The 23186-nt window shown below is 58.8% G+C and carries 18 protein-coding genes; 9 read left to right on the top strand and 9 right to left on the bottom strand.

Features of this window, described 5'->3' with window-relative positions; translation table 11 throughout:
* Window positions 1-118 precede the first annotated feature (118 nt).
* Window positions 119-982 (bottom strand): helix-turn-helix domain-containing protein, encoded by an 864-nt coding sequence (locus tag AC1DM5_RS26480; protein ID WP_477820753.1) that lies wholly within the window; start codon window positions 980-982, stop codon window positions 119-121.
* 154 nt (window positions 983-1136) lie between these two features.
* On the opposite strand from AC1DM5_RS26480, the gene AC1DM5_RS26475 reads away from it, so the two are divergent.
* Window positions 1137-2048 carry a DMT family transporter gene (locus tag AC1DM5_RS26475; RefSeq protein WP_477820739.1) on the top strand — a complete coding sequence of 304 codons (912 nt, stop codon included), beginning with the start codon at window positions 1137-1139 and terminating at the stop codon, window positions 2046-2048.
* A 100-nt stretch (window positions 2049-2148) separates the two neighbouring features.
* Here the strand turns inward: AC1DM5_RS26475 and AC1DM5_RS26470 are convergent, their stop codons facing one another.
* Window positions 2149-3351: an ROK family transcriptional regulator gene (locus AC1DM5_RS26470; protein ID WP_477820738.1), complete on the bottom strand. Its 1203-nt coding sequence runs from the start codon at window positions 3349-3351 to the stop codon at window positions 2149-2151.
* A gap of 297 nt (window positions 3352-3648) precedes the next feature.
* Here AC1DM5_RS26470 and AC1DM5_RS26465 point away from each other — a divergent pair, with 297 nt between their 5' ends.
* Complete coding sequence (locus tag AC1DM5_RS26465; RefSeq protein ID WP_477820737.1) at window positions 3649-4563, top strand: DMT family transporter; 915 nt, start codon at window positions 3649-3651, stop codon at window positions 4561-4563.
* Here AC1DM5_RS26465 and AC1DM5_RS26460 read toward each other — a convergent pair.
* Genes AC1DM5_RS26460 through AC1DM5_RS26435 form a run of 6 tightly spaced genes read right to left on the bottom strand, consistent with a single transcriptional unit; the run spans window position 4560 to window position 13768 of the window.
* Window positions 4560-5705, bottom strand: coding sequence for a glycosyltransferase family 2 protein (locus AC1DM5_RS26460; protein WP_477820736.1), 1146 nt, complete (start codon window positions 5703-5705; stop codon window positions 4560-4562). The two genes, AC1DM5_RS26465 and AC1DM5_RS26460, sit on opposite strands and share 4 nt — an antisense overlap.
* A 10-nt stretch (window positions 5706-5715) precedes the next feature.
* Window positions 5716-7458 carry an ABC transporter ATP-binding protein gene (locus AC1DM5_RS26455; protein WP_477820735.1) on the bottom strand — a complete coding sequence of 581 codons (1743 nt, stop codon included), beginning with the start codon at window positions 7456-7458 and terminating at the stop codon, window positions 5716-5718.
* A complete protein-coding gene (locus tag AC1DM5_RS26450; protein ID WP_477820734.1) occupies window positions 7455-8546 on the bottom strand; it encodes a glycosyltransferase family 2 protein in 1092 nt (363 codons plus the stop codon). The genes AC1DM5_RS26455 and AC1DM5_RS26450 overlap by 4 nt, the downstream gene beginning before the upstream one ends.
* Window positions 8547-8552: 6 nt before the next feature.
* Window positions 8553-11564 (bottom strand): glycosyltransferase, encoded by a 3012-nt coding sequence (locus tag AC1DM5_RS26445; RefSeq protein WP_477820752.1) that lies wholly within the window; start codon window positions 11562-11564, stop codon window positions 8553-8555.
* Entirely contained in the window at window positions 11558-12736 is a 1179-nt protein-coding gene (locus AC1DM5_RS26440; RefSeq protein ID WP_477975994.1) for a glycosyltransferase family 2 protein, read from the bottom strand. The genes AC1DM5_RS26445 and AC1DM5_RS26440 overlap by 7 nt, the downstream gene beginning before the upstream one ends.
* Window positions 12737-12769: 33 nt before the next feature.
* On the bottom strand, window positions 12770-13768 hold the full coding sequence (locus AC1DM5_RS26435; RefSeq protein ID WP_477820732.1) for an NAD-dependent epimerase/dehydratase family protein: 999 nt from the start codon (window positions 13766-13768) through the stop codon (window positions 12770-12772).
* A gap of 662 nt (window positions 13769-14430) precedes the next feature.
* On the opposite strand from AC1DM5_RS26435, the gene AC1DM5_RS26430 reads away from it, so the two are divergent.
* The 7 genes from AC1DM5_RS26430 (at window position 14431) to AC1DM5_RS26400 (ending at window position 22730) form a co-directional block, all read left to right on the top strand.
* Window positions 14431-15957 (top strand): ABC transporter substrate-binding protein, encoded by a 1527-nt coding sequence (locus AC1DM5_RS26430; protein ID WP_477820731.1) that lies wholly within the window; start codon window positions 14431-14433, stop codon window positions 15955-15957.
* 78 nt (window positions 15958-16035) lie between these two features.
* Window positions 16036-16977: an ABC transporter permease gene (locus AC1DM5_RS26425; protein WP_477975993.1), complete on the top strand. Its 942-nt coding sequence runs from the start codon at window positions 16036-16038 to the stop codon at window positions 16975-16977.
* Window positions 16977-17846, top strand: a complete 870-nt coding sequence (locus tag AC1DM5_RS26420) for an ABC transporter permease (RefSeq protein WP_477820729.1) — start codon at window positions 16977-16979, stop codon at window positions 17844-17846. Before AC1DM5_RS26425 ends, AC1DM5_RS26420 begins: the two co-directional genes overlap by 1 nt.
* Window positions 17847-19055 (top strand): amidohydrolase/deacetylase family metallohydrolase, encoded by a 1209-nt coding sequence (locus AC1DM5_RS26415; protein WP_477975992.1) that lies wholly within the window; start codon window positions 17847-17849, stop codon window positions 19053-19055. It begins immediately after the preceding gene.
* Window positions 19056-19076: 21 nt separating this feature from the next.
* Window positions 19077-19610, top strand: a complete 534-nt coding sequence (locus tag AC1DM5_RS26410; protein ID WP_477820727.1) for a RidA family protein — start codon at window positions 19077-19079, stop codon at window positions 19608-19610.
* Window positions 19611-19661: 51 nt separating this feature from the next.
* Window positions 19662-20858, top strand: a complete 1197-nt coding sequence (locus AC1DM5_RS26405) for an aminotransferase class V-fold PLP-dependent enzyme (protein WP_477975991.1) — start codon at window positions 19662-19664, stop codon at window positions 20856-20858.
* A gap of 36 nt (window positions 20859-20894) precedes the next feature.
* Entirely contained in the window at window positions 20895-22730 is a 1836-nt protein-coding gene (locus AC1DM5_RS26400) for an ABC transporter ATP-binding protein (RefSeq protein ID WP_477820725.1), read from the top strand.
* A gap of 61 nt (window positions 22731-22791) precedes the next feature.
* On the opposite strand, the gene AC1DM5_RS26395 is transcribed toward AC1DM5_RS26400, so the two are convergent.
* The gene (locus AC1DM5_RS26395) at window positions 22792-22989 is read right to left on the bottom strand and encodes a hypothetical protein (protein WP_477820724.1); all 198 of its coding nucleotides are present in this window, start codon (window positions 22987-22989) and stop codon (window positions 22792-22794) included.
* Window positions 22990-23186: the final 197 nt, after the last annotated feature.

The following is a 23186-nucleotide window of genomic DNA, read 5'->3' as shown; positions in this document are numbered from 1 at the left end:
GGACCCTCGGTTTAGCCGAGCGGCTTTTGCAGGTGTCGAGGCGCGGATTGGTTTCGGAGATCAAGGTTGCCGTCTCGTCCCGCCTGCAACGAACAAACGCTTATCGAGCGAAGGCGCTTCATTGTCGTTGCCGGTAGGCTGAGGGTGTGACGCCTGTGCCCAGCTTGAATGCCCGTGTCATGTGGCTCTGGCTGCTGAAGCCGCAGGCGGAAGCGATCTCTGCGATTGAGTCCATGCCACACAACATCGATTTGGCGCGCTCGACACGCCGGTGGGCCACCCAGCCATGCGGGGATACACCATAGCTTGCCCGGAACATCCGCTGAAAATGAAAGGTGCTGAGCTGTCCGATCGCCGCCAGATCCTGCAAGCGGATTGCCTCATCGAGATGGGCCTCGATATACTCCAGACTCCGGCGCCGCACATGAGGAGCGAGCCCGCCGCTGATTGCGCAGGGACGCATCCCTCCATATCGCGGATCAACGAAGAAATTGTTGATCGTCTGTGTCATCGCTTCTTCAGCCTGCAGATGACTGCCCGCCACCATCGCTTTCGTCATCTGAAGAAGCGTACGCGCCAAGGCGGGTGCATCTGCGAAGGTCACTTCGGGAAGGGCCATAAGCCGAGCATCGCGGTCAAACATCTCCGCAAACATCCGGCGCATCTGATCGTCGGGAACATACAGATGGACGAATTGGGAGAAGTCGGTGATTTCCCATTCGGAGGAGTGCTCCTGTGGCATGATGCACAGGACTCCCGGACGGCCACGCGCTGCGGGGCTGCCATCCAGACGACGCGTTCCGGCGCCGCCCCTGAGATAGAGACTGAACGTATGACCGTTCGGCCGCTGATAGCTCATCCTGTCGTGTGCATTGCTCCAGACGGCAGCTGATCGCCCGAACCCCAAATCGATAGACTGTGACATCCGCGCAGTGGGAGATGCGGACAAAAACCTGAAAACCGACGGGTGACTATATTTCACCAATTCTTCCCCAAACCTGACCACGCCGTGCGAACGATACCGTTGGGCGACCGGCATGGCGAGCAGGAAGTCCGGGCAAATCGATTTCATAGCAAGAATCTGCAAGAGGCCTGCTCACGGCTCGCCTATTGGTCGGGAAAACGAGGATCACTCCATGGCAAATGCCGCTCTCTTCATCACGACCGTCCTCATATGGGGGACGACTTGGATCGCCATTGCGATGCAGGTCGGTCCCGTACCGGTCTTGGTCTCGGTCTTTTACAGATTTGCGGTCGCAGCAGTGATCCTCGTCACCATCCTGGCCGTCATGCGGCGGCTCAAGCTCCCTGCCTTGCGCGATCAGCCTTTCATCCTCGCGCAAGCACTCTGCCTGTTCAGCCTCAATTTCATCTGTTTCTACAACGCAGCCGCCTCTATCCCGTCCGGGCTGATCTCCGTGATCTTCTCGCTCGCAACGATCTACAATGCCGTCAATGCGCGCCTCTTCTTCGGCGACCGCATTACAGGCCGCACGCTTCTCGCAGCCGCGCTCGGAGCAACCGGCCTTCTCCTCCTTTTCGGACAGGACGTTGTCGTCGATTTCGATATGGGTACGTTGAAAGGGATCGGGCTCGCGGCGCTTGGCACGCTGTTCTTCTCGCTGGGCAATATGGCATCGCGTCGAAACAGCGCTGCCGGAATCTCGCCGCTTACCGCCAATGCCTGGGGCATGACCTATGGCGCGATCATCCTCGTCTTCCTCATTGCCGTGACGAAAACGCCGATCGTGGCGCCGCCCAACATCACCTATCTTGCCGCACTGCTCTATCTCGCGGCGATCGGATCGGTGATCGGCTTCACCACCTATCTCATGCTGGTGTCGCGCATCGGCTCCTCACGCGCTGCCTATGCCACCGTCCTGTTCCCAATCGTCGCCCTGTCGCTATCGACTGTCTTCGAGGGTTACCACTGGAGTGGTCTAGGCCTGATCGGCCTGGCGCTGACGCTTCTCGGGAACGTGGTCATCTTTGCGCGACCTCTGGCCCGTCGCCCGCACCAAGCCGATGCGAAGCCGTCTGCCTCCTGAGGGCGCCGATAGGGCAGTCATCGATACTTTCGATGACCGCTGCGTAAAGATCTTGCTTTCGAACGGAGCTGTGGCGGTGACCTGACCAATGAGCCTCGGCTCAGCCGAGCGGCTTTTGCAGAACGTCGAAGCGCGGATTGGTTTCGGAAAATATCGGCAGGGCGGCGGCGCCGAGAATTGCCGTATCCTTGCCGGTCATGCCGATCATGACGCGAGGAATGGTCCGCTTCTGGCTGGGGTCGATCGGAATGTGCAACGGCTCCAGCCGCTCGGCGAGCCGCTGCATCAGCGATGTCGATATGCTGCCTCCGAGCACGATGGTCTGCGGATCGAAGGCCAGTTCCAGAAAATCGACGGTCTGCCGTAGCGGCTGAACCGCCTGATCCAGCCAGGCATCCAGACCTTCGCCGCCTTTGGCGATCAGGGCGTCAAGATCTTCCGGCAAAAGCTCTTCAGCATTCGCGATGCCCATGAATTCATAGGCGACAGTCGGCGACACGTAGCGATCGAGGCACCCGCGCTTGCCGCAGCTGCAGAGCCGGCCATGCGGCTCGACGATGATGTGGCCGATCTCGCCGGCATTCTGCCGACTGCCCTTGTAGAGGTGCCCATCGAGAAACATACCGGCGCCGATGCCGCCGCCACCGGCAAGAAAAAGATAGACGAAGCTACTGAAGCCGCGGGCAACACCATGCAGGCGTTCGCCGATGGCAGCCGCCGTTGCGTCATTCTCGACAAGCACCGGCACCTTGACGCGCCGTTCCAGCTCATAGCCGACAGGGAAGTCCTGCCAACCCGGCAGGTTCTGCGGGCTGAGCGACGTGACACCTCCCTCCGCATAGCGGCCGGGTAGGGCCATTCCGACGCCGAGCAGCCTGTTGCGATCAAAGGAGAAGGCTTGCTGCAGATCCTCGACAATAGAACCGAGGACAGGCATCGCCCGTTCGGGATCTGGATGTTCGACATGACGCTCGATGCGCGCACAGACGGCGCCCGAGAGATCGGTCAGCACACCACTGGCACGCTGGCGGCCAAGTTCGAGGCCGATCGAATAGGCTCCGTGCGGGTTGATCGAGTAGGGAATGATCGGCTGGCCACGCGCAAGCTTCTGCGCTTTCGCTGGCACGAGCAGGTGAGAACGCTGCAATTCCTCGACGATGTTCGAGACCGTCTGCGCCGTCAGCGCGGTCATACGGGCGATCGCGGCGCGCGACAGCGGACCGTTGGTACGGATAGCCTCAATCACGACACGCCTGTTGTGTGACTTGGCCTGCTCGAGATTGGTGCCTGAAATCGCTTTCATGATGTCTTTATGGAGTTTGAGTATCACCATTGCCACAAGACGACCATGGGGGGAAGGGGAGAAGTGTGCAGTCTTTTCAATGTGATCGCGACGAGAATTGATACCGATTGTTTCGCCGGCTCTTAAAGTATCACTTTAACGGCCGTGTCGCGGAGATCGATACTGTTGACGGCGCCGGACAGGCATCGAATTCCTCGGAATGATAAGAGATCCGTCATAAAAATCGCCTGCCCGCAATCGACGGCGCCAGGATGAAGTTCTATGGCAGAAAGAAAGCCTAACCAATTGGGACGAATCATGAATTTGCGCATCAGCCGCACCGCGGAAAACGCGGTACTCCTTGGCGTGCTGCTGATGCTTCTCGGCGATTTCCTGTTTTCGCTCAATGATGCCATGGGCAAATGGCTGGTGGCGAGCTTTGCTGTCGGTCAAGTCTTGGTGATCCGTTCGCTCGGCTCCTTTCTGATCCTTGCGCCGATGATTGCCAGGCAAGGACCTCGTTCGCTATTTCAGGTCGAGCGTGTGCCCCTGCAGATCCTGCGGGTGATCCTGACGACAGGGGATGTCGCGTTTTTCTATGCCGCGGTCGCCTACCTTCCGCTCGCCGACGTCATGACCTTCTACATGGCCGGCCCCATCTATGTAGCCGCCCTTTCGCACTTCTTCCTCGGCGAAACGATCGGCTGGCGCCGCTGGCTCGCCGTCATCATAGGCTTTATCGGCGTCGTGGTAGCGCTGAGACCATCGACGGCAATGTTATCCTGGCCGTCGATCTTCGGCCTGATCGGCAGCCTTTCCTTCGCGCTGACACTGATCCTCGGCCGCCGGCTGCGGCAAACGAGCGATGCCACGCTTGTAACATGGCAGACGGTTGGCGCCTTCGTCACCGGTCTAATCCTAAGCGTGGGAGACTGGCGTGCCATGTCCGTCCTCGACTTCGTCGCGATGCTGGCGCTAGGTATCGTCGCGGGCAGCGCCCATATGATGATCACGCGCGCGCTGAAGCTTGCCCCAGCCTCCCTGCTTGCACCGCTGCAATACAGCCTGCTCTTATGGGCAATCGTGCTGGGCTATGTTTTCTTCGGCGAATTGCCGGACAGCCAGATTTTGATCGGCTCCGTCATCATCGTTCTCGCAGGCCTCTTCATCTTCCATCGCAAGAACATCGTGGATGTCACGCCCAAAGCCGACGTTCCGCCGGATGGTCATTAAGGGGCACACGGTCTTGTGGTGATTTCACCGCCGGGGAAGTCTACCGGCTCATCGCTCTCACGGATTGAACTCATCCTGGCATCCACCGCAGTCAGTCGCATCAGATGACGTCGCGAGGACAGGGTTTCTTCCGGACCTTCAACAGGCGACGGGATGATCTGTTCGTCGAATTTGGATTTGTTCAACATACCATGCGCCGTGCCTGGCTTGGGCGCGCGGCGTTGCTTCATGACAAGCAGGATGGCTTGCCATAGGAAACTGAGCATAAAACGCGGGTTCTGAAAAATCGCCCAGGCGGTCAAGATTGACAGATGCAGGTTCCCCGCCTTTCTGTACTGCCGGAATGCATATTTTTGAGTAAGCGCGATAGCGCTTCTGGCTGCGTATCTCGGAAGCTGCGGATTTGCGGCGATCGAGCGCTTGATTACTTCCAAAAGACCTTGAGCCATTCGCGTGTAATTGGACGACATGTTGCCGGGATATTTTCTGTATCCCACCAGGCGTTCGGGTACGACTTCCATGCAATAACGTGCGGCAAGCCTGAGTTCGAAATCGACGTCTTCGCAGCCTCCAATACCTGCTGCTGCGTATGAGCTATCAAACCCACCGATCTCAAGCGCAACGTCCCGTCGGACGAGAAGCGCGCTTCCGTTACCTATATATTTGAAATTCAGATGCCGGGCATAGATATAGCCCCTTGCGATTTTGGATCCGCCGAGCCCAATGATCCCGTCGCCCTGATCGATGATATAATGCAGCACATAGACCGCGGCCCATCGCGGCGACAAGCGATTGAGAGCGTTGACCTGCTTCTCGATTTTCGTCGGGTGCCAGAGATCGTCGGCGTCGAGGAATGCTACAAATCGACCTAATGATGCTTCGATTCCAGTATTCCTTGCGGCAGCGACACCGCGGTTTGGTGTAGACAGGAGGCGGATGCGTGAATCCGTCATCGCTATCTGCTCGACCAGTTGTGCCGTGTCATCCGTGGAGCCGTCATTGACTACAATGATCTCCAGGGCGGTATAGGTCTGGCGCACAGCGGATCGAAGCGTACGCTCAATATACGCGGAGGCGTTGAAGGCCGGAATGACCACCGAAACCAAGGGCTGGGTGGAATAAAGAGCATCTCCTCGATCCATTGATTATTCCTTATACCGCTGGCGGGACGAGGCAGATCTGGTGCTTCATCAGGCTGGCAACGGACGATCTATGGCTGACGATAATCAGTGTTCGGCTCTGATATTCCCTAAGCAGAAGGGAAAGCACCCGCGCCTCGGTCGCCTCGTCAAGCGCGTTGGTGGCTTCGTCGAGGAGCAGTATCTCGGGCCGGCCGGCGAGTGCACGCGCCAGGCCGATGCGCTGCCGCTGGCCGCCCGAAAGCCTTATTGCCTCGTCGCCCAGCCATTCATCGAAGCCGGAAGGCAGTTTCTCGATGAACTCAGTCGCGCAAGCCACATCTGCCGCCCAGCGGACATCCTCCTCGGAAATTTCGCGGCGGAACCGGATGTTGTCGAGGACCGTACCTTCCATCAATTCGACGTCCTGGCCCGAAACTGAGAATAGCCGCAGCCAGCTCGATCGTTCGATGGTCGAAAGATCCCTGCCGTCGAAGGTTATACGACCCTCACTCGGCTGGATGAGATTGAGCAACATGTTGAGGATGGTTGTCTTGCCGGAGCCGCTTGGTCCGGTCAGCGCGGTCGTCTCTCCTGTCCTGATGGAGAAGGTGGCTCGGCTGACGGCAGGAACGCTGCTGCCTTCATATGAGAAGGAGACATCATGGAAAGCGATTTCCTTCTGTAGTGGTTTGAGCTTTTCTCCACAGGCGACCTGTCTGGCATCGTCCGCCTCGGAAATTATCGCCAGCACGTTCTTTAGAGGTGCCTCCAGGGCATGCAGGCCAAGGATCTGGGAATCAAATTCCTTGATATACGGTTGAAGCCTGTAAAGAAGGATGGTCGCCGACAATGCTGCTCGGAAGTCTACCGGCAGAAATTGCGAAGACAGGATGATCGTCAGGATCACCCCGAATGTCAGCACCTCGCTCAAAAGCGAGGTTGCCGCACTCATCCGGTCGGAATGGGACCAGGTTTTCCCGACATCCGTGGAAAGCGCATCGAAAATGCTTTCGTGGCGCTTTTCGAGGCCGAAGCTTTTCACAGCCTTTAAGGTCTGCAGCGTGGTCCAGGTTAGTTGTGTCAGCTCCTCTACTGCCGAAATGGCGGCCGCGCCTGTGCGCCGATAGGCCTCGGCAAACAGGCCGAGGGTCAGGTTATGAACCACGCCGAAAATAAGCCCGAGCACGGCGATCGGCCATGCCATCACGAGCATTCCGGCACCGAAGATGACGATGGTCCCGAGATTGATCCCAAGGCGAACCAGGCTCGCGTGGGCTGAAGCGACCGCATAGGATTCCGTTGCGATGACATTCATGAGGTCGCTGCGTTCGTAATGCTGAAAGCGCTGAAACGGGATCGTCAGGATTTTTGAATAAAGACGATGCCGAATGCTGCCGCTGATTTGATGGCTGACGGTGCTCCCGATGATCGAATTGGCGAAACCGAGAACGATCCTGAGGATGATCGCGCAGATGAGGATGGTGACCAGCATTGATTTCGATATCGCGGTTTCAAACCCACCGAAAAATGCAGGAAGTCCGGCGATTGCAGCACTGGAAGAGGAGCCCTGCTGGCCGAGAACAAAAACGAGGCTCACCAGGAAGGTGATCCCGACCATTTCCATCAGACCGCTCAGGATCCCGACCACGACCATCACCGACGTCTTCAGCCGAAGCGACGGCACGAGTTTCAGAAGCTCGCGGAAGCGGGCTGCGACAACCAGATTGAAGGCGCCCGTCGGCTTGGCGGAAATGGATTTTTGCAGTGTCATCATGCACCACCTCCGCGCGGTTCGATGAACACGCCAGTCTGTCCAACAGCCGCCGCTCCCAAACGGTCACGGAATGATGTGCCATTCTCGGGGAAAGCGATGACCGCCATTGCTTCCCGTATCGGCGGGGCAGGCCGCTTTCCGGTCACGCGTGCCGACAATCGATTTGCCAATCGTCTTGCGCGGCCCTTGACTGAGCGCCAGACAAGACCGGCACCATGAATGGCGAGCCTCAGAGGGAAGCGCCTAGCCATCATCGGCGCCAGCTTTCTGACCTGATCATGGTCTTTGCTGGAAAGCGCCTTTTGGAAATACCACCGTGCCGTATCGAATTCCGCGGTAGTGGCGGTGGCGGCAAGATGCGGGTAGCGTTTTTTGACCTCTGCCATCACCAGGACATGAGATCTCAGCATGCGACAGGCATTGCTCGACATGTTTCCCTGAGTAAAACGGTATCCCGTCAGAAAATCAGGGACCGGGGCGAAAGGCAGCCTTTCGGCCAGCGCCAGATAAAGCTTCTGATCTTCGCATCCTTCAGCCTTTTGATCGCGCAGCGACGGATCGTAGCCACCACATGCCAGCACATCCGCACGCGGCATGAGCGGCGTGCTGCCGTTACCGATAAAATTCTCCCGAACCATGATTTCGAAGACGTCGCCCTTGTACAGCACAGGTTTTGAATGGGCGAAAATCACGTCATTCACATCGATGGCCGCGTACCAGTTGTAGGCGACCCCATGTCCGTCGGGGAGGCTTGCGAGCGCTCGGAGCTGCAATTCGATTTTGCGGGGATGCCAGAGATCATCGGCATCGATCGGGGCAATATAGCTGCCGGCCGCTTCGCGGATTGCCAGGTTGCGGGCGCGTGCCACGCCGCCGTTTTCCTGTCTCAGGACCCTGATGCGTGAATCTTGGAGGCGATATTCGGTTGCCAGTTCGTAGGTTCCGTCCTCAGAACCATCGTCGACCACGAGAATTTCGAGGCATTCATGGGTCTGGTTCAATACGCTGCAAAGTGTATTCGCGAGTGTTCTCGCAGCGTTGTAGGCAGGAATAACAACCGTGACCAAGGGGAGCGAATCGACGTTCATGGTTCGCTATCCAATGAAGGCGTCGGGTTGGCCCATCAACTCGGCGAAGGCCTGGAGAGGACGGTCGCCGCGAACTTCAAGGCGTGGCAGGGATAAGGGGTGGTCCGAGGAACTCGTCCTCGCAGGTTTTGTTGAAAAGCCGATTTCGTAACCGGCTTGAGCAAGAATGCCAGGAACGCGGAAATCGGTGGAACCGAAGGGAAGGGCGATGGACATCACGGCCTCGCCCAACCGGCTTTCCAGCGCATCGCGCGAAAGGACCGCTTCGCCCATCAATGTAGCATTGTCCAGCGAACTTGCCGGCCTGTGAGACGCAAGATGGGACCCGAAACGGATTCCTTGTCGGTGCAAGCTCTGGATATCGGCCCAGGACATCAGCTGCGCCGTATCCCCGTAACCGGCATCCCAATCCGACCTGCCGCCCACCTTATCCGTCACCACGAAGACGTCTGCGCTGAACCCGCTTTCAGCCAGAATTGGGAAGGCCTCGGTGAGGAAATCGAGATAGGCATCGTCAAAGGTCAGAACGACAGGTCGCCCCTGGATGGGTTTGCCCTCACGCAACAGGTTGGTCAGGCTCTCGGCCGTCAGCGCATAATAGCCCTGCCGCCGGAGGAACTGCATCTGTTTACGGAAGGCTTCCGGTGCGACCCGAAAGCGATTGAGCGAGTCCGGCCCGTCGAGTGCGATTCTGTGATACATGAGCACCGGAACTGAGGTCACGACCTCATTCGTCCTTGCGGCCTCGCGATCGACGCCGGCCGGCCCCCAGATAATGTATTTGGCGACGTTCGTATCGAGAGGCACACCATGGGGCTCGATATGCACGACTGGTATTGCCGTATTGCGCTTTGCGAACCGATGAATGGCATAAAGCTCAGTCTCGATCGTTTCTTCCAGAACGAGATCAGGCAGGTTTGACAGGACCTTCTTGATCGTGCCCATGCCAAAGGGATTGCTCCAGTCGAAACCGGTTCTGCCGGGTTCGTCGCGCCGGAGATGGGCGTGGGCCGTGACAAGATAGCCGCCCGGTTTCAAGGCGGCCGCGATTTTCCGGCATACCTGCTCCAGGCTTGCCTCGTCGTCTATGAAGTAGAGGACCTCCGAACAGACGATCAGATCCTGTTCGGGCGGAAGTTCGCTTTCGACGAAATCCAGGACGCGAAGCTCCACGTTAGGAAGATCTCGGCATCTCTCGGCTGCCCTTTCAACAGCGCGGCTGGAAATGTCCGCAGCCATCACGAAGCCGACCTTTTGCGCAAGCTTTGCCGTGAACAGCCCTTCCGCGCAGGCAAGCTCTAGGGCTTTTTCGACCCCATCCGGAATGAGGCTCAGCGTCTGCTCGTATTTGACCTGTTCGTATACCGAGACATAGTTCCAGGGATCCCGGCGCTCGAAAAAACGTTCCCAATATTCCTTCTTCGTCGTTGCCTCAGGCAGAGCCGTTTGTTCGCCTCCCACTTCGGAGGGCTCGTCGGTCCTCGCGACGACAGGGGTGGCGAGCCGTTGCTGGTAGTCGGATTCCGTCTCCAGCAAGCATGCGTCATTATTCTCCCGTCCTCTAGCTGCAGTTTCGACGAGCGCGGTCAGATGCACCCTTTTGAAGAGATGCTTGATCTGCCGCCGTCGCCCGCTGCGCTGTCGGACAATTTTGCCGAAAGCCCTCATATTGCGAACGGCTCCGGCCGTCCAAGAGCGGGCATGGGAGAACGTTAAAGGTGTGGGCAACCGATCTTCGGCCTGCAATTCATCGATAATGAGGCGAACCTGAGTGCGAACCGAGAGGTCTCCCCACAAGGGGCCGACATGCGATCCGATATATAGCCCTCTAGCAAAGACGTGCAGCAGCAGCGTATCGGCCCCATCAACCTTGGTGATCCAGGTCAGCTTGTCGATGTCGATGGCAGCCACCTGCAGATGGCCGAGCGCGAAGGAGCGAGACATGTCGGGCGCCGAGATTGACCAGACAACGAGCTCTTCCAGCCGGCGCCCGGTTCCCGGCAGGGAGTGCCGCTCAAGCAATTGGACGAGATCGAGGAATGCCGGCTTCCAACGCTCCAGCAAATCGATGAGATCGGCGGGACGCGCTACTTTCAGGCCGATCTGCAATCCATGCAATATCACTTCAGTTAGGAAGTTTTCATAACCGGAAGCGTTGGGAAATTCGGGCAGAAGCTCTGCAAGCGCGGCAAGTTCGTCTCCCGCACAGAGGTTGACTGAGGCGGCCCAGGCGAGCATTCGCAATTGACCGAGCGCAGGCGCCGTCCATCGGGCGTCCTCATCATCCGGCGACAGCCCCTCTTTCAGGCGCAGCGCTTGCGCCCTGCGGGTGACACGGACTGCATCCCTCAGCATTTTCAGCGGATCACCCGAGAGAGAGCCGATCTTCATGCGATAGAAGGCAAGGCACCCTTCGACCTGCCGGAACGAAACTCCTGCAAAAGCCATACGGAGCCAGAGATCCCATTCCTCGCAAGTCTGCAGTTCGACATCCAAACCGCCCAGCCGGATGAAAAGGTCTCTGGGAAAGACCACCGTATGAATGGCCAGGGCACAGAAGGACGAGAATTCCCGCTTTGCCCTGTCGCCTGCGAGATCAGGGGGTATTTCGACACCCAGCATCCGGCCGTCCGGCGCGACACGGCGATGGCTGCAATAGGCAATGATCGGTTGCTGGCCATCGGCGGCAACCGGCAGCATGCTTTGGATGAAAACAGAGTCCAGCCAGTCATCCGCATCAAGCATGCAAAGCAGGGGAGCGGTCGCAAACCCGGCGGCTGCGTTACGCGCTGCGGATGCGCCGGCATTCGGCTGACGGTGGATCAGGATTCGGCTGTCCGCTTTCGCAAAGCCCTCGAGCACTTTCCAGGTATCGTCTTTCGAACCGTCATCGACGACCACCGCCTGCCAGTTCGACACCGACTGTTTTTGCAAGCTGCCCAAGCAGTCGGCCAGAGTTTCTGCCGCGTTGTAGGCGGGGATAAGGAACGATATGTCCGGCTTCGATGCGGTTACCATGCCGGCATCTTCCAGCGGCGAAGGACATACCAGGCGCCGTTCAGGCATCCCAGTATTTCCTCCTTCAGAAAGAAGTTGTCCGAGGTTGCTCCCCAGGGCAGCCGCTTCCTCAACTTTCGAAGATAATACCGGGGCAGGGCGACGAGGATGCGCCGCAGATTGCCCCGGTTTCCGGTGTTCTGGTACTGGACCAGCAGGGCCGCCACATGGCCGCTCATATATTGGCGGATCTGCTTGGCGAGCCCCTTCATCTCTTTGCGATGGAAATGCCAGGAAACCGCCGTCGGCTCGTAGCGACAGGTGCCGCCGAGATGGAGAAGTCGATTCCAGAATTCGGAATCGCCCGAACACCCTGCCGCACCCATATCCAGCCGCACGTCGAACAATCCGATATCGTCAAATACCTGGCGGCGGAATGCCTGGCTCGCGCCCGCGCCGATCAGCCAGGCAGGCGCCCCGTATGGTGCGCTCTGGCGATAGAAGTCTTGACCGAAGTCCTGACGTTTATAGCCTCTGCCAAATCCCCAATGGGTTTCGAATATCAGTTGCGCTGGCGTGGAAAGCTCCCCGGGAAGGACAAGGCCGGTAACGCATCCAATCTCGGGCCGGTCAAAGGCCTTCATCAGGTTCTCCAGCCACTGTTCATGCAGCACCACGTCGTCATCCGTGAACGCCAGGAACTCGGTCTTTGTCGCATGCACGGCGGCATTGCGGGCGTAGTCCAGCCCGACCCTATCCTCGCGCACATAGGTCGCGCCGGCTGCCTCCACGACGCGGCGCGTACCATCACCGGCCGAGGCGTTGTCGACGACGATTACCTCAACTGGAGGCAGAGACTGCTTGGGGATTGACGCGAGGCATCTGGCCAGTTCGTCCGGCCGATCCTTGGTGCAGATCAGGAGACTGACGTCGCGGTTCCTGATCGGCGCTTGCATCACATTCCGAGCGTGTTCGATGGTCTCCGGCAACACCGCGCGCGCAGCCAGAGCGCCCGGGTTTTCGGCCCCCTCGATATAGGCCTGGCCGACGGGAAGGCCTGCGGAGACGAAGACGACGAGCCCGGCGCCGATCGCCGGGGCATTCGCGCCGACGTCATCCGACGAAAGATCCAGGTATCGGATGGGGACAGGAAAGACATTGTCTTTCATGTCACGCGGTATGGCGTCACTCATTATTACACTCTGCGCCACATGCCGGGGAACTGTTCAGCGTCCTGCTTTGGCCAGCCGGCGGGAGCCCGCCTGAGCAGCCTCTGTCGCGGTAATCTTCATCTCCTGCCCGAACCATTCCAGAGTCTTTGCAACGCCTTCCTCATAGCTGATCGCGCACGACCATTCGGGCATCACGTAGTTGGCATTCGTCAGATCAGGCCGTCTGTTTGTCGGATCATGCGGCGGCGAAGGCTCGAAGACGATCGGAATCCCGTCCATCAGGCGCGAGACATACTGAGCCACTTCAAGGACTGAGATCTCCCGATCGTTCCCGACGTTAAGCGGCCCCCTGTAATCCGTTTCGTTCATCCAGAAGTAACGTGCGAAGCCATCAATGATGTCATCGACGTAACCCCAGCTTCGGGACTGCAGGCCATCCCCGAACACCGTAATGGGGCGGCCGGTCAGGGCCTGGGCAACGAAATTAGAGACGGCTCGGCCGTCGTCCGGCCGCGTCCTCGGTCCATATACGTTGAAGGGCCGAACGATTTTAAGGTCCAGACCCTGCGTGCGCTGCATTTCGAACAGCAAGGACTCGGTGCAGCGTTTGCTTTCGTCATAGGATGAGCGTGGCCCAGTGCAATCGACCTGGCCCTTATAAGACTCAGGCTGCGGCGAGACCAGCGGGTCGCCATAGACTTCAGAGGAGGAGGTGAAACAGAAGCGGCCTCCTTTTTTCAGAAGGTCCAGAAGACGGAAGGCTCCAATGAGATTTGCCGAAATGGTTCTCTTGGGTTCCTTCATGTACCACGGCGGCGAGGCCGGGGAAGCAAGGTGATATACTTCGTCAAACTTATCCGAAGTCTGAAGCTCTTCCACGTCGGACTGCACGAAATGGAAGCGGGGATCCTGGATATGGGAAATATTCGCCTCACGGCCAGTCCAAAGATTGTCGACAACAACCAGTTTTTCGATGTCGGTGCGATTTAAAAGCCTATCGCACAAATGTGATCCGAGAAAACCAGCTCCGCCTGCTACAAGCACTTTCTTCATGACTTCTCCAGCAGATGACATATTTCGTTTTTCTGGAATTTAAAGTTCAGAACTTTGATTGTTCAGTTCGGCGAGTGGCGGTTACTTTGGATTCTTGCAACGCCTCTATATGCAAATCGATGCGCCAAGAATGATCTCCATCCAATGCAGCGTTTTAGAGAAAGGATACCGATGTCCGCCTTCGGCGCACCTCGATGTCCTCGATAAAAAGCAACGCAATCGCGTTCTAGCTTTTTTGCGTGCTGGCCAACACGGACTTAAGTCCGATATGGTCGACCTTCCTCTGAGTGAATGCCGAAACGCTTAAAGACCGAGACGGATGCGCGACTCGCGGCCCATTTGATTCCAGATTGCGCCTCCATAAGATCGAGGCGCGACGTCAAGATCTGGCCCGTTGTTGGCAACGATCGGCCGCACAAATCTCCCATGAACTCAATCGTCTCGAGTTACTGCTCGGGCAGATCAAGCGCATCGCACGCAATGGGGGACTCGCCTGCGCTGTCGCGAAACAGCATGAAATTGCGGCGATTGCGGTTCCGCCCGCGCACCTATTCATTTCTGCCGATGGAGCCACTTTCCCGATTGACAGGACCACTTCCGTCGTTATTCTATTATAAAAACCTACATAACATAATTGCGGAACATTAAACCGGGAGTATAAAATGAAGACACTTGTCGCATTCCTTCTCGGCACTGCGCTGGTCGCCTTGCCGACAACTTTGCTGGCTCAGGAAAAGGGTGGCGTTATCAACGTCGCGACGATCGGCGAGCCGCCGACGCTTGACCCGATGTCCTCGACTGCCGACCTCGTCGGCATCGTCACGCAGCATATTTTCGAGACACTTTACACCTTCGACAAGAAGTGGAATGTCACGCCGCTTCTGGCTGAAAGCCTGCCTGAGATCAGCGCCGACGGTAAGACCTATACGATCAAGTTGCGCACCGGCATCAAGTTCCACGACAACTCCGACATGACGTCTGAAGATGTCGTCGCCTCGCTGAGCCGCTGGATGAAGATCGCCTCGCGCGGCAAACAGGTCGCAGGCTTCATCGACTCCATCACCGCCGTCGATCCGGCGACCGTCAAGATCGCGTTGAAGCAGCCTTATGCGCCATTGACCTCGCTGCTCGCTTTCAACAACTCCGCCGCCATCATCATTCCCGCTGAAAAGCAGGACGAACCGATGAAGGAATTCATCGGTACCGGGCCCTATATGCTGAAGGAGCGCAAGGCGGATCAGTATATCCAGCTCGTCCGCTTCGATGGCTACAAGTCGCGCGGTGGCGAGAGCGACGGTTACGGCGGCGCACGCCACCAGTATCTCGACGAAATCCGCTTTGTACCTGTTCCGGATGCAAATACCCGCGTCGAGGCGGCCGTTTCCGGCCAGTATGATTATGTCGACTCGATCCCGGTTGAATCCTTCGACAAGCTGAAGGCGTCGAGCGCGTCGCAGCCGGTCATCCTGAAGCCATTCGGCTATCCGGTCTTCGTCTTCAACACGAAGGAAGGCCTTGCCAAGAATGTCGAGGTCCGCAAGGCAATCCGCCAGGCGCTCAGCATGGAAGACATGCTCGCCGCCGCCTTCGGCAGCACGGATTTCTATACGCTCGACGGCGATATCTATCCCAAGCCGTATGTCTGGAATACCAATGCAGGCGTCGAAGGCAATTACAATGTCGCCGATCCAGAAGGCGCCGCCGAAGCGGCCAAGAAGGCCGGCTACAATGGCGAGCCGATCCGTATTCTGACCAGCCGACAGTACGAATTCCATTACAAGATGGCGCAGGTCGCGGCCGAATACCTGAAGACAGCCGGCTTTGCCGTCGACCTGCAGGTCGTCGACTGGGCAACGCTGACGCAGCGCCGCACCGATCCGAAGCTCTGGGATATCTACATCACCCACAGCCCCTTCCTGCCGGAACCGGCGCTGATCGGGTCGCTGTCTCCAAGCTCGCCCGGTTGGTGGGATACGCCGGCGCGCAAGACCGTCGTCGATGCCTTCACTTCCGAGGTCGATCCGCAGAAGCGCGTGGCACTTTGGGCCGATGTCCAGAAGGCCATGTATGACGAGTTGCCCTACATGAAGATCGGTGATTTCAACGCCGTTTCGGCGAAATCGACCAAGCTTGAAGGTGTCAATCCGGCTCCGTGGCCGTATTTCTGGAACGCGTCGGTCAAGAAGTAATGCTCAATCGCGGGATACCGGTGTGCCTGCGCCGGTATCCTTTTTCCATTGTGCCCGCCCGGCACCGGGACAGACTTCATGATACGTTACATTTTTCAGCGCCTGCTTGGCATGACTGTCGTGATGTTCCTCGTCGTCACCATTGTCTTTGTCATCGTGCGCGTTACCCCCGGCGATCCGGCTGCCGTCATGCTCGGCCCCGATGCGACGCCGCAGGACATCGCCGATCTGCGTGCCAGCCTTGGTCTCGATAGGTCGATCGGCGTGCAATACCTCTATTATATCGGCCAGTTGCTGAAGGGCGATCTCGGACAGTCGATCTTCCTCAACATGCCCGTGACGTCTGCGCTGTTCGATCGCGCCGAACCGACCTTTTTCCTGACGATCTTCTCGCTTGTTATCGCGAGCCTTATCGCGCTTCCGATCGGCATCTACGCCGCCTACCGCCGCGGCTCCTTCGTCGACCAGGCGGCAACGACGCTGGCGATGTTTGCCGCAAGCATTCCGAGCTTCTGGCTCGGCCTCATCCTGATGCAGGTCTTTGCCGTTCGCTTCGGCCTGTTCCCCGTTTCCGGATATGGCGGACCGGGCTCGACATTCCTCGACCGCATGTATCACCTGACCTTGCCTGCATTCGCGCTCGGTATCGTCTCCTCGGCGCTCATCCTGCGCTTCACCCGGGCCTCGATGCTTGACGTGCTCGGCGACGACTATATCCGCACGGCGCGGGCCAAGGGGCTGATCGAGCGCAGGGTTATCCTCAAGCACGCCCTGAAGAATGCGCTGATCCCGATCCTGACCGTCATCGGCCTGACGGCCGCCGTCCTGATATCAGGGGCGGTCGTGACCGAGACCGTCTTCGGCCTCCCGGGCGTTGGCAATCTCGTGGTATCGGCCGTCCTGCGCCGCGACTATCCTGTTATCCAGGGAGCGCTTCTGGTGATCGCCGCGCTTTATGTCCTGATCAATTTTGTGATCGACATGCTCTACCTGCTCGTCGACCCGAGGGTGCGCTACTGATGACGGATATCGCGATCAAGCCGGCCGAAAGCGAAGGCCGCAAATTCATCCGCCAGTTTTTAAAGCGCAAGACAGTCGCCATTGGCTTGCTCATTCTCACGATTTTCGTGCTGCTGGCGATCCTGGCGCCATGGGTTGCACCCTATTCGCCGTCGAAGCTTTCGATCATCAACCGTCTGAAGCCACCGAGCGGGACATATTTCTTCGGCACGGACGAGTTCGGCCGGGATGTGCTGTCGCGCACTATCTTTGCCGGCCGCCTGTCGCTGCTCGTCGGCGTCGCGGTCGTCGCCCTTTCGGCGGCGATCGGGGTCACGCTCGGCCTGCTTGCCGGCTTCTTCAAGAACCTCGACACGCCGATCGCTCGCCTGATCGATGCGATGATGGCCTTCCCGGATATCCTGCTGGCGATTGCGCTTGTCGCGGCTCTCGGCCCGTCGCTGACGACTGTCATCATTGCGCTGTCGATCGTCTACGCACCGCGTCTTGCTCGCGTCGTCCGCGCCTCGACGCTTGTTATCCGTGAACTACCTTATGTCGAGGCGGCGCAGGCACTCGGGATCTCGACCTTCCATATCATGACCCGGCATGTGCTGAGGAACCTGCTCTCGCCGATCATGGTTCAGTCGACTTTCCTCTTTGCGAGCGCCATGCTCGCCGAGGCCGGCTTGTCTTTCCTCGGCCTCGGGGTCAGCCCGGAAATCCCGACCTGGGGCACGATGATTGCTGCCGGCCGGCAATATATCGGTCAGGCCGACTGGATGACGCTGTTTCCGGGCGTCGCCATCATTCTCTCCGTGCTTTCGCTCCAGATGGTCGGTGACGGTCTGCGCGACATGCTCGATCCCAAACTTCGAAAGGACCTTTAAATGACCGGTGAAAAAGTGGGCAAGCCGCTCCTCCTCACCAACGTAAAGCCTGTTTGCTTCGGCGCCGGCACGCCTGATGGGGCAATCGACATTCTGGTCGATGCCGGTGGCAAGATTGCCAAGCTTGGTCCGTCCCTGGCTGTGGCCGATGACGTGACGCGCGTTGATGGCAAGGGCGCCTTCGTCTCGCCCGGCTGGGTCGACCTGCATGTGCATATCTGGCATGGCGGCACCGACATTTCGATCCGCCCGTCCGAATGCGGCGTTGAGCGTGGTGTGACGACGCTGGTCGATGCCGGTTCTGCCGGTGAGGCCAATTTCCACGGCTTCCGCGAATATATCATCGAGCCGTCGAAGGAACGCATCAAGGCTTTCCTCAATCTCGGTTCCATCGGCCTGGTTGCCTGCAATCGTGTTGCGGAACTGCGCGACATCAGGGATATCGACCTTGACCGCATTCTCGAATGCTATGCCGAAAACAGCGAGCACATCGTCGGCATCAAGGTGCGCGCCAGCCACGTGATCACCGGCTCCTGGGGCGTCACTCCCGTCAAGCTCGGCAAGAAGATCGCCAAGATCCTCAAGGTGCCGATGATGGTGCATGTGGGGGAGCCGCCTGCGCTTTATGACGAAGTGCTGGAAATCCTCGGCCCTGGCGATGTCGTCACCCACTGCTTCAACGGCAAGGCCGGTTCGAGCATCATGGAGGACGAAGACCTCTTCAATCTCGCCGAACGCTGCGCATCCGAAGGCATCCGCCTCGACATCGGCCATGGCGGCGCCTCCTTCTCCTTCAAGGTGGCGGAAGCGGCAATCGCCCGTGGCCTGTTGCCATATTCGATCTCGACAGACCTGCACGGGCATTCGATGAATTTCCCGGTCTGGGATCTGGCAACGACCATGTCGAAGCTTCTGTCAGTCGGCATGCCCTTCGACAAGGTGATCCATGCTGTGACCCATGCGCCAGCCTCGGTTATCAAGTTGTCGATGGAAAACCGTCTGAGTGTTGGTGCCGCCGCCGAGTTCACTATCTTCGATCTCGTCGATTCCGACCTCGAAGCCACCGATTCCAACGGTGACGTCTCGGTGCTGAAGAAGCTCTTCGAGCCGCGATATGCGGTGCTGGGCAACGAGGCCTTCACCTCCAGCCGTTACGTGCCGCGTGCCCGCAAGCTGGTGCGCCACAGCCATGGTTATTCCTACCGGTAAGACCAGAACACAAGACATAGCATGACAGGAGTTTGCGTGAACCAGTCTTCCGCCACCGCCGGCCCGCCCGTTACCGCAGGTCAGCCCAGCACGTCGCCCTACGAGAGGCTAGCAGCGCTTGGCATCAAGCTTCCGGCCCCACCACCGCCGATCGCTAATTTTGTCACCCATGTGCAGGAGGGCAACATGCTTTACCTGTCGGGGCAGGGCCCCCGCGAGCCGGACGGCTTCATGCATGTCGGCAAGGTCGGCGCCGATGTCGGTGTCGAAGCAGCCTACGCGCATGCAAAGCTCACCGGCATTAATCTGCTTTCCGTCATGCATGAGGCGCTCGGCGACCTTTCGCGTGTCAAGCGTGTCGTCAAGCTGCTCGGCATGGTCAATGCCGTGCCACATTTCGTCGACCATCCCTCGGTCATCAACGGCTGCTCGGATCTCTTCATCGATGTCTTCGGCGAAGGGGTCGGACAGCATGCCCGCTCTGCCGTCGGCTTCGGATCGCTGCCAGGAAACATCACCGTCGAAATCGAGGCCATCGTCGCGCTCAGGGATTAATGAGGATGCGCATGATTGCTCCGGCCCAACAGATTGAAATTGGAGACACCCATGTCTGAGGATATCCCTACATCGATCGGCCTTCGCCCGGTCATCAACGTTTCCGGCACCATGACCAGCCTCGGCGCCTCGATCGTCGTTCCCGAGGCCATCGCCGCTATGTCGTCGATCCTGCCGCAGTTCGTTGAGGTCAACGATTTGCAGCGCAAGGCGAGCGCGGTTATCGCGCGGCTGACCGGCGGCGAGGCAGGTTTCGTGACCGCCTCGTGTTCGGCAGGCATTTCGCTCGCCGTCGCTGGCGCGATTACCGGCAACAACCTACTCGCTATCGAAAGGCTGCCGGATGTCGTGCCTGACAAGAATGAAGTCCTTGTCCAGATGGGCCACATCGTCAGCTACGGCGCCCCCGTCGATCAGGCGATCCGGCTTGCCGGCGGCAAGGTTGTGATGGTCGGACAGGCAACATCCACCCATCGCTTCCACATGGAGAACGCGATTACCGAAAAGACGGCCGCTGCGGTCTATGTCGTTTCGCATCACGTCGTCGACTATGGCCTGCTGAACCTCAAGGAATTCGTCGAGATCGCCCATGCCAAGGGCGTTCCCGTCATCGTCGATGCGGCCTCGGAATATGATCTGCGGATATTCCTGGAACTGGGGGCCGATGTGGCGCTCTATTCCGGCCACAAGTTCCTGGGCGGTCCGACCTCGGGCATCGTCGCCGGCAAGAAAGAGCTGGTGCGCAATGCCTTCCTGCAGAACATGGGCATCGGCCGCGGCATGAAGGTCGGCAAGGAAAGTATCTTCGGCGTCATGGCGGCGCTCGAAGCCTGGGAAAAGCGTGACCACGCCGGTATCCGCGAGCGTGAGACGAGCTACCTCAACCTCTGGAAACGGACGCTCGACGGCCGCCCCGGCGTGACCGCACTGATCGAGCCGGACCCGACCAACAACCCGCTCGATCGCATGCGTGTGATCATCGATACCGATGAGGCCCATATCACCGCCTGGGACCTCGCCGATGCGCTTAGCCGTGGCTCACCGCCGATCATCGTGCGCGATCACGAAGTCGAGCATCGCTACTTCTACCTCGATCCCTGCAACCTGCACCCTGGCCAGGAGAAGATCGTCGCCAGACGCCTGGCCGAGGAGCTCGACAAGGCGTGCGCCTCCAACGAGATCATCGCGACGCCGATCGAAAACCGCAGCAAGCGACGTTTCGAGGGTGTGCTGAAGTGGCCGGATTGATCCGAGAACCAAGGCGCGAATTCTGAGGAAGCGATCATGACAGGCATCCAGGCACAATCCATCGCAACGGCGGAACCCGTTCTCTCCGTCCAGAACCTGACGACATCGTTTCTGGTCGATGGCGCCTGGAAGCCGGTCGTTCGCAATGTCTCCTTCGATGTAGCGCCAGGAGAGACCGTCGCGATCGTCGGCGAAAGCGGCTCCGGCAAGAGCGTGACTTCGCTATCGATCATGCGCCTTCTGCAGGCGGATTCGAGCCGCATCGAAGGCAAGATCATGCTCGGCGGGCGCGACCTTCTGGCCGTGCCGGAAGGCGAGATGCGGAAGGTTCGCGGCAATGATGTCGCGATGATCTTCCAGGAACCGATGACGAGCCTCAATCCGCTCTTCACGATCGGCGACCAGATCTCCGAGGCATTGCTGTGCCACCGGCCGATGGCGAAGGCCGAAGCCCGCGCCGAGACGATCCGCTTGCTCGAAAAGGTGCGCATTCCTTCGGCTGTCTCGCGCTTTGACGAATATCCCCACCGCTTCTCCGGCGGCATGCGCCAGCGTGTGATGATCGCCATGGCGCTTGCCTCACGGCCGAAGCTCCTGATCGCCGACGAACCGACGACGGCACTCGACGTGACGATCCAGGGCCAGATCCTCGATCTGATCAAGATGCTGCAGGAAGAGGAGGGGACGTCGGTTCTGTTCATCACTCATGACATGGGCGTGGTTGCCGAAATCGCCGACCGTACCGTCGTCATGTATCGCGGCGAGCAGGTGGAGACGGGAGCGACACCCGATATCTTCCATCGCGGCAAACATCCCTACACCCGTGCCTTGCTGTCGGCCGTACCGGTGCTCGGTTCCATGCAAAATTACCAGCGGCCGTTACGCTTCCCCGTCGTCAATGCGGCGACTGGAGAATCAAACATTCCAGTCGAAACGGCCGATACGGTCGCCGCAACATCTCGCCCGGTGCTCGAGGTGAAAAACCTCACCAAGCGCTTCGACATTCATTCCGGCCTCTTCGGCAAGCTGACTGGTCGCGTCCACGCGGTCGAGAACGTTTCCTTCGATCTCCATGCCGGTGAGACGTTGTCGCTCGTCGGCGAGTCCGGCTGCGGCAAGTCGACGACCGGTCGCGCAATCATGCGGCTGATCGAGGCGCAGAGCGGTTCTGTCATTGCCGATGGCAAGGATGTGCTGGCGCTCGGCAAGGCGGGCATGCGTGAGATGCGCAAGACCGTGCAGATGATCTTCCAGGACCCCTTTGCCAGCCTCAATCCCCGCATCCGTGTCGGCGACGCCATTGCCGAGCCTTATCTCGAGCACAGGATGGGGACGACAAAGCAGGCGAGGGAACGCGTCGCAGACCTCCTCACCAAGGTCGGCCTGACGCCCGACATGGCCTCACGCTTCCCGCATGAGTTCTCCGGCGGGCAACGCCAGCGCATCTGCATTGCGCGTGCTCTTGCACTGGAGCCGAAGGTCATCGTGGCCGACGAGAGCGTCTCGGCACTCGATGTTTCGATCAAGGCGCAGGTCATCAATCTGATGCTGGACTTGCAGCAGAGCCTCAATCTCGCATTTCTGTTTATTTCTCATGACATGGCCGTCGTCGAGCGCGTCAGCCACCGCGTCGCGGTCATGTATCTCGGCGAAATCGTCGAAATCGGCCCGCGCGCTGCCGTCTTCGGCAATCCGCAGCATGACTATACCAAGAAGCTGATGGCAGCCGTCCCGGTTCCCGATCCCGATCGCCGTCGCGAAAAGCGGGCTGTCGCCAATGACGAGATCAAGAGCCCGATCCGGCCCGTCGATTACAAGATCAAGCCGCTCGGGTACCGAGAGGTATCGCCTGGGCATCTGGTGGCAAACTGAGCGCAGTATGGGAATGGCAGTTTTCGCTGCCGTGGCATCTATATAGCTGCTTCAGAAAATCCTAGTGCCTGGTATCGTCGGCTCGCAGCTGATCGATCGCGTCAAGCGCTTCGTCTGCCGTCCAGCCGGCGCGCAAGGCAGCGGCAATGAGCCGGACCTCCGCCTCCATCTCAAGCCTCAGATAAAGTCCCTCCAGGGCCTCCTTGGCGGTGACCACGTGATCGTCATGCGGCACAACGTGAGTATTCCGTGAGGTCATTGACACGTTCCTTCCTCGATTTGGGTTGTGCTTCTTGTTAGGGCGATAACAGGTTCTTTGCGTCCCAGAGACTATTTACGCGCCTGCGTTGATTTTGTTCCATGCGTTTTTCTGCTACCGACGCGAGCATTAAGTGTTTTCGTTGTGTTCCGGTCCTATGCCTGTGAGTGACACCAGCGATGGACCGTTGACGAAAT

It is taken from the genome of Rhizobium sp. 01T437, from assembly GCF_056398505.1.
Note: the sequence above shows the minus strand (reverse complement) of the source record. Positions and strands in the feature narration are given on the sequence as shown.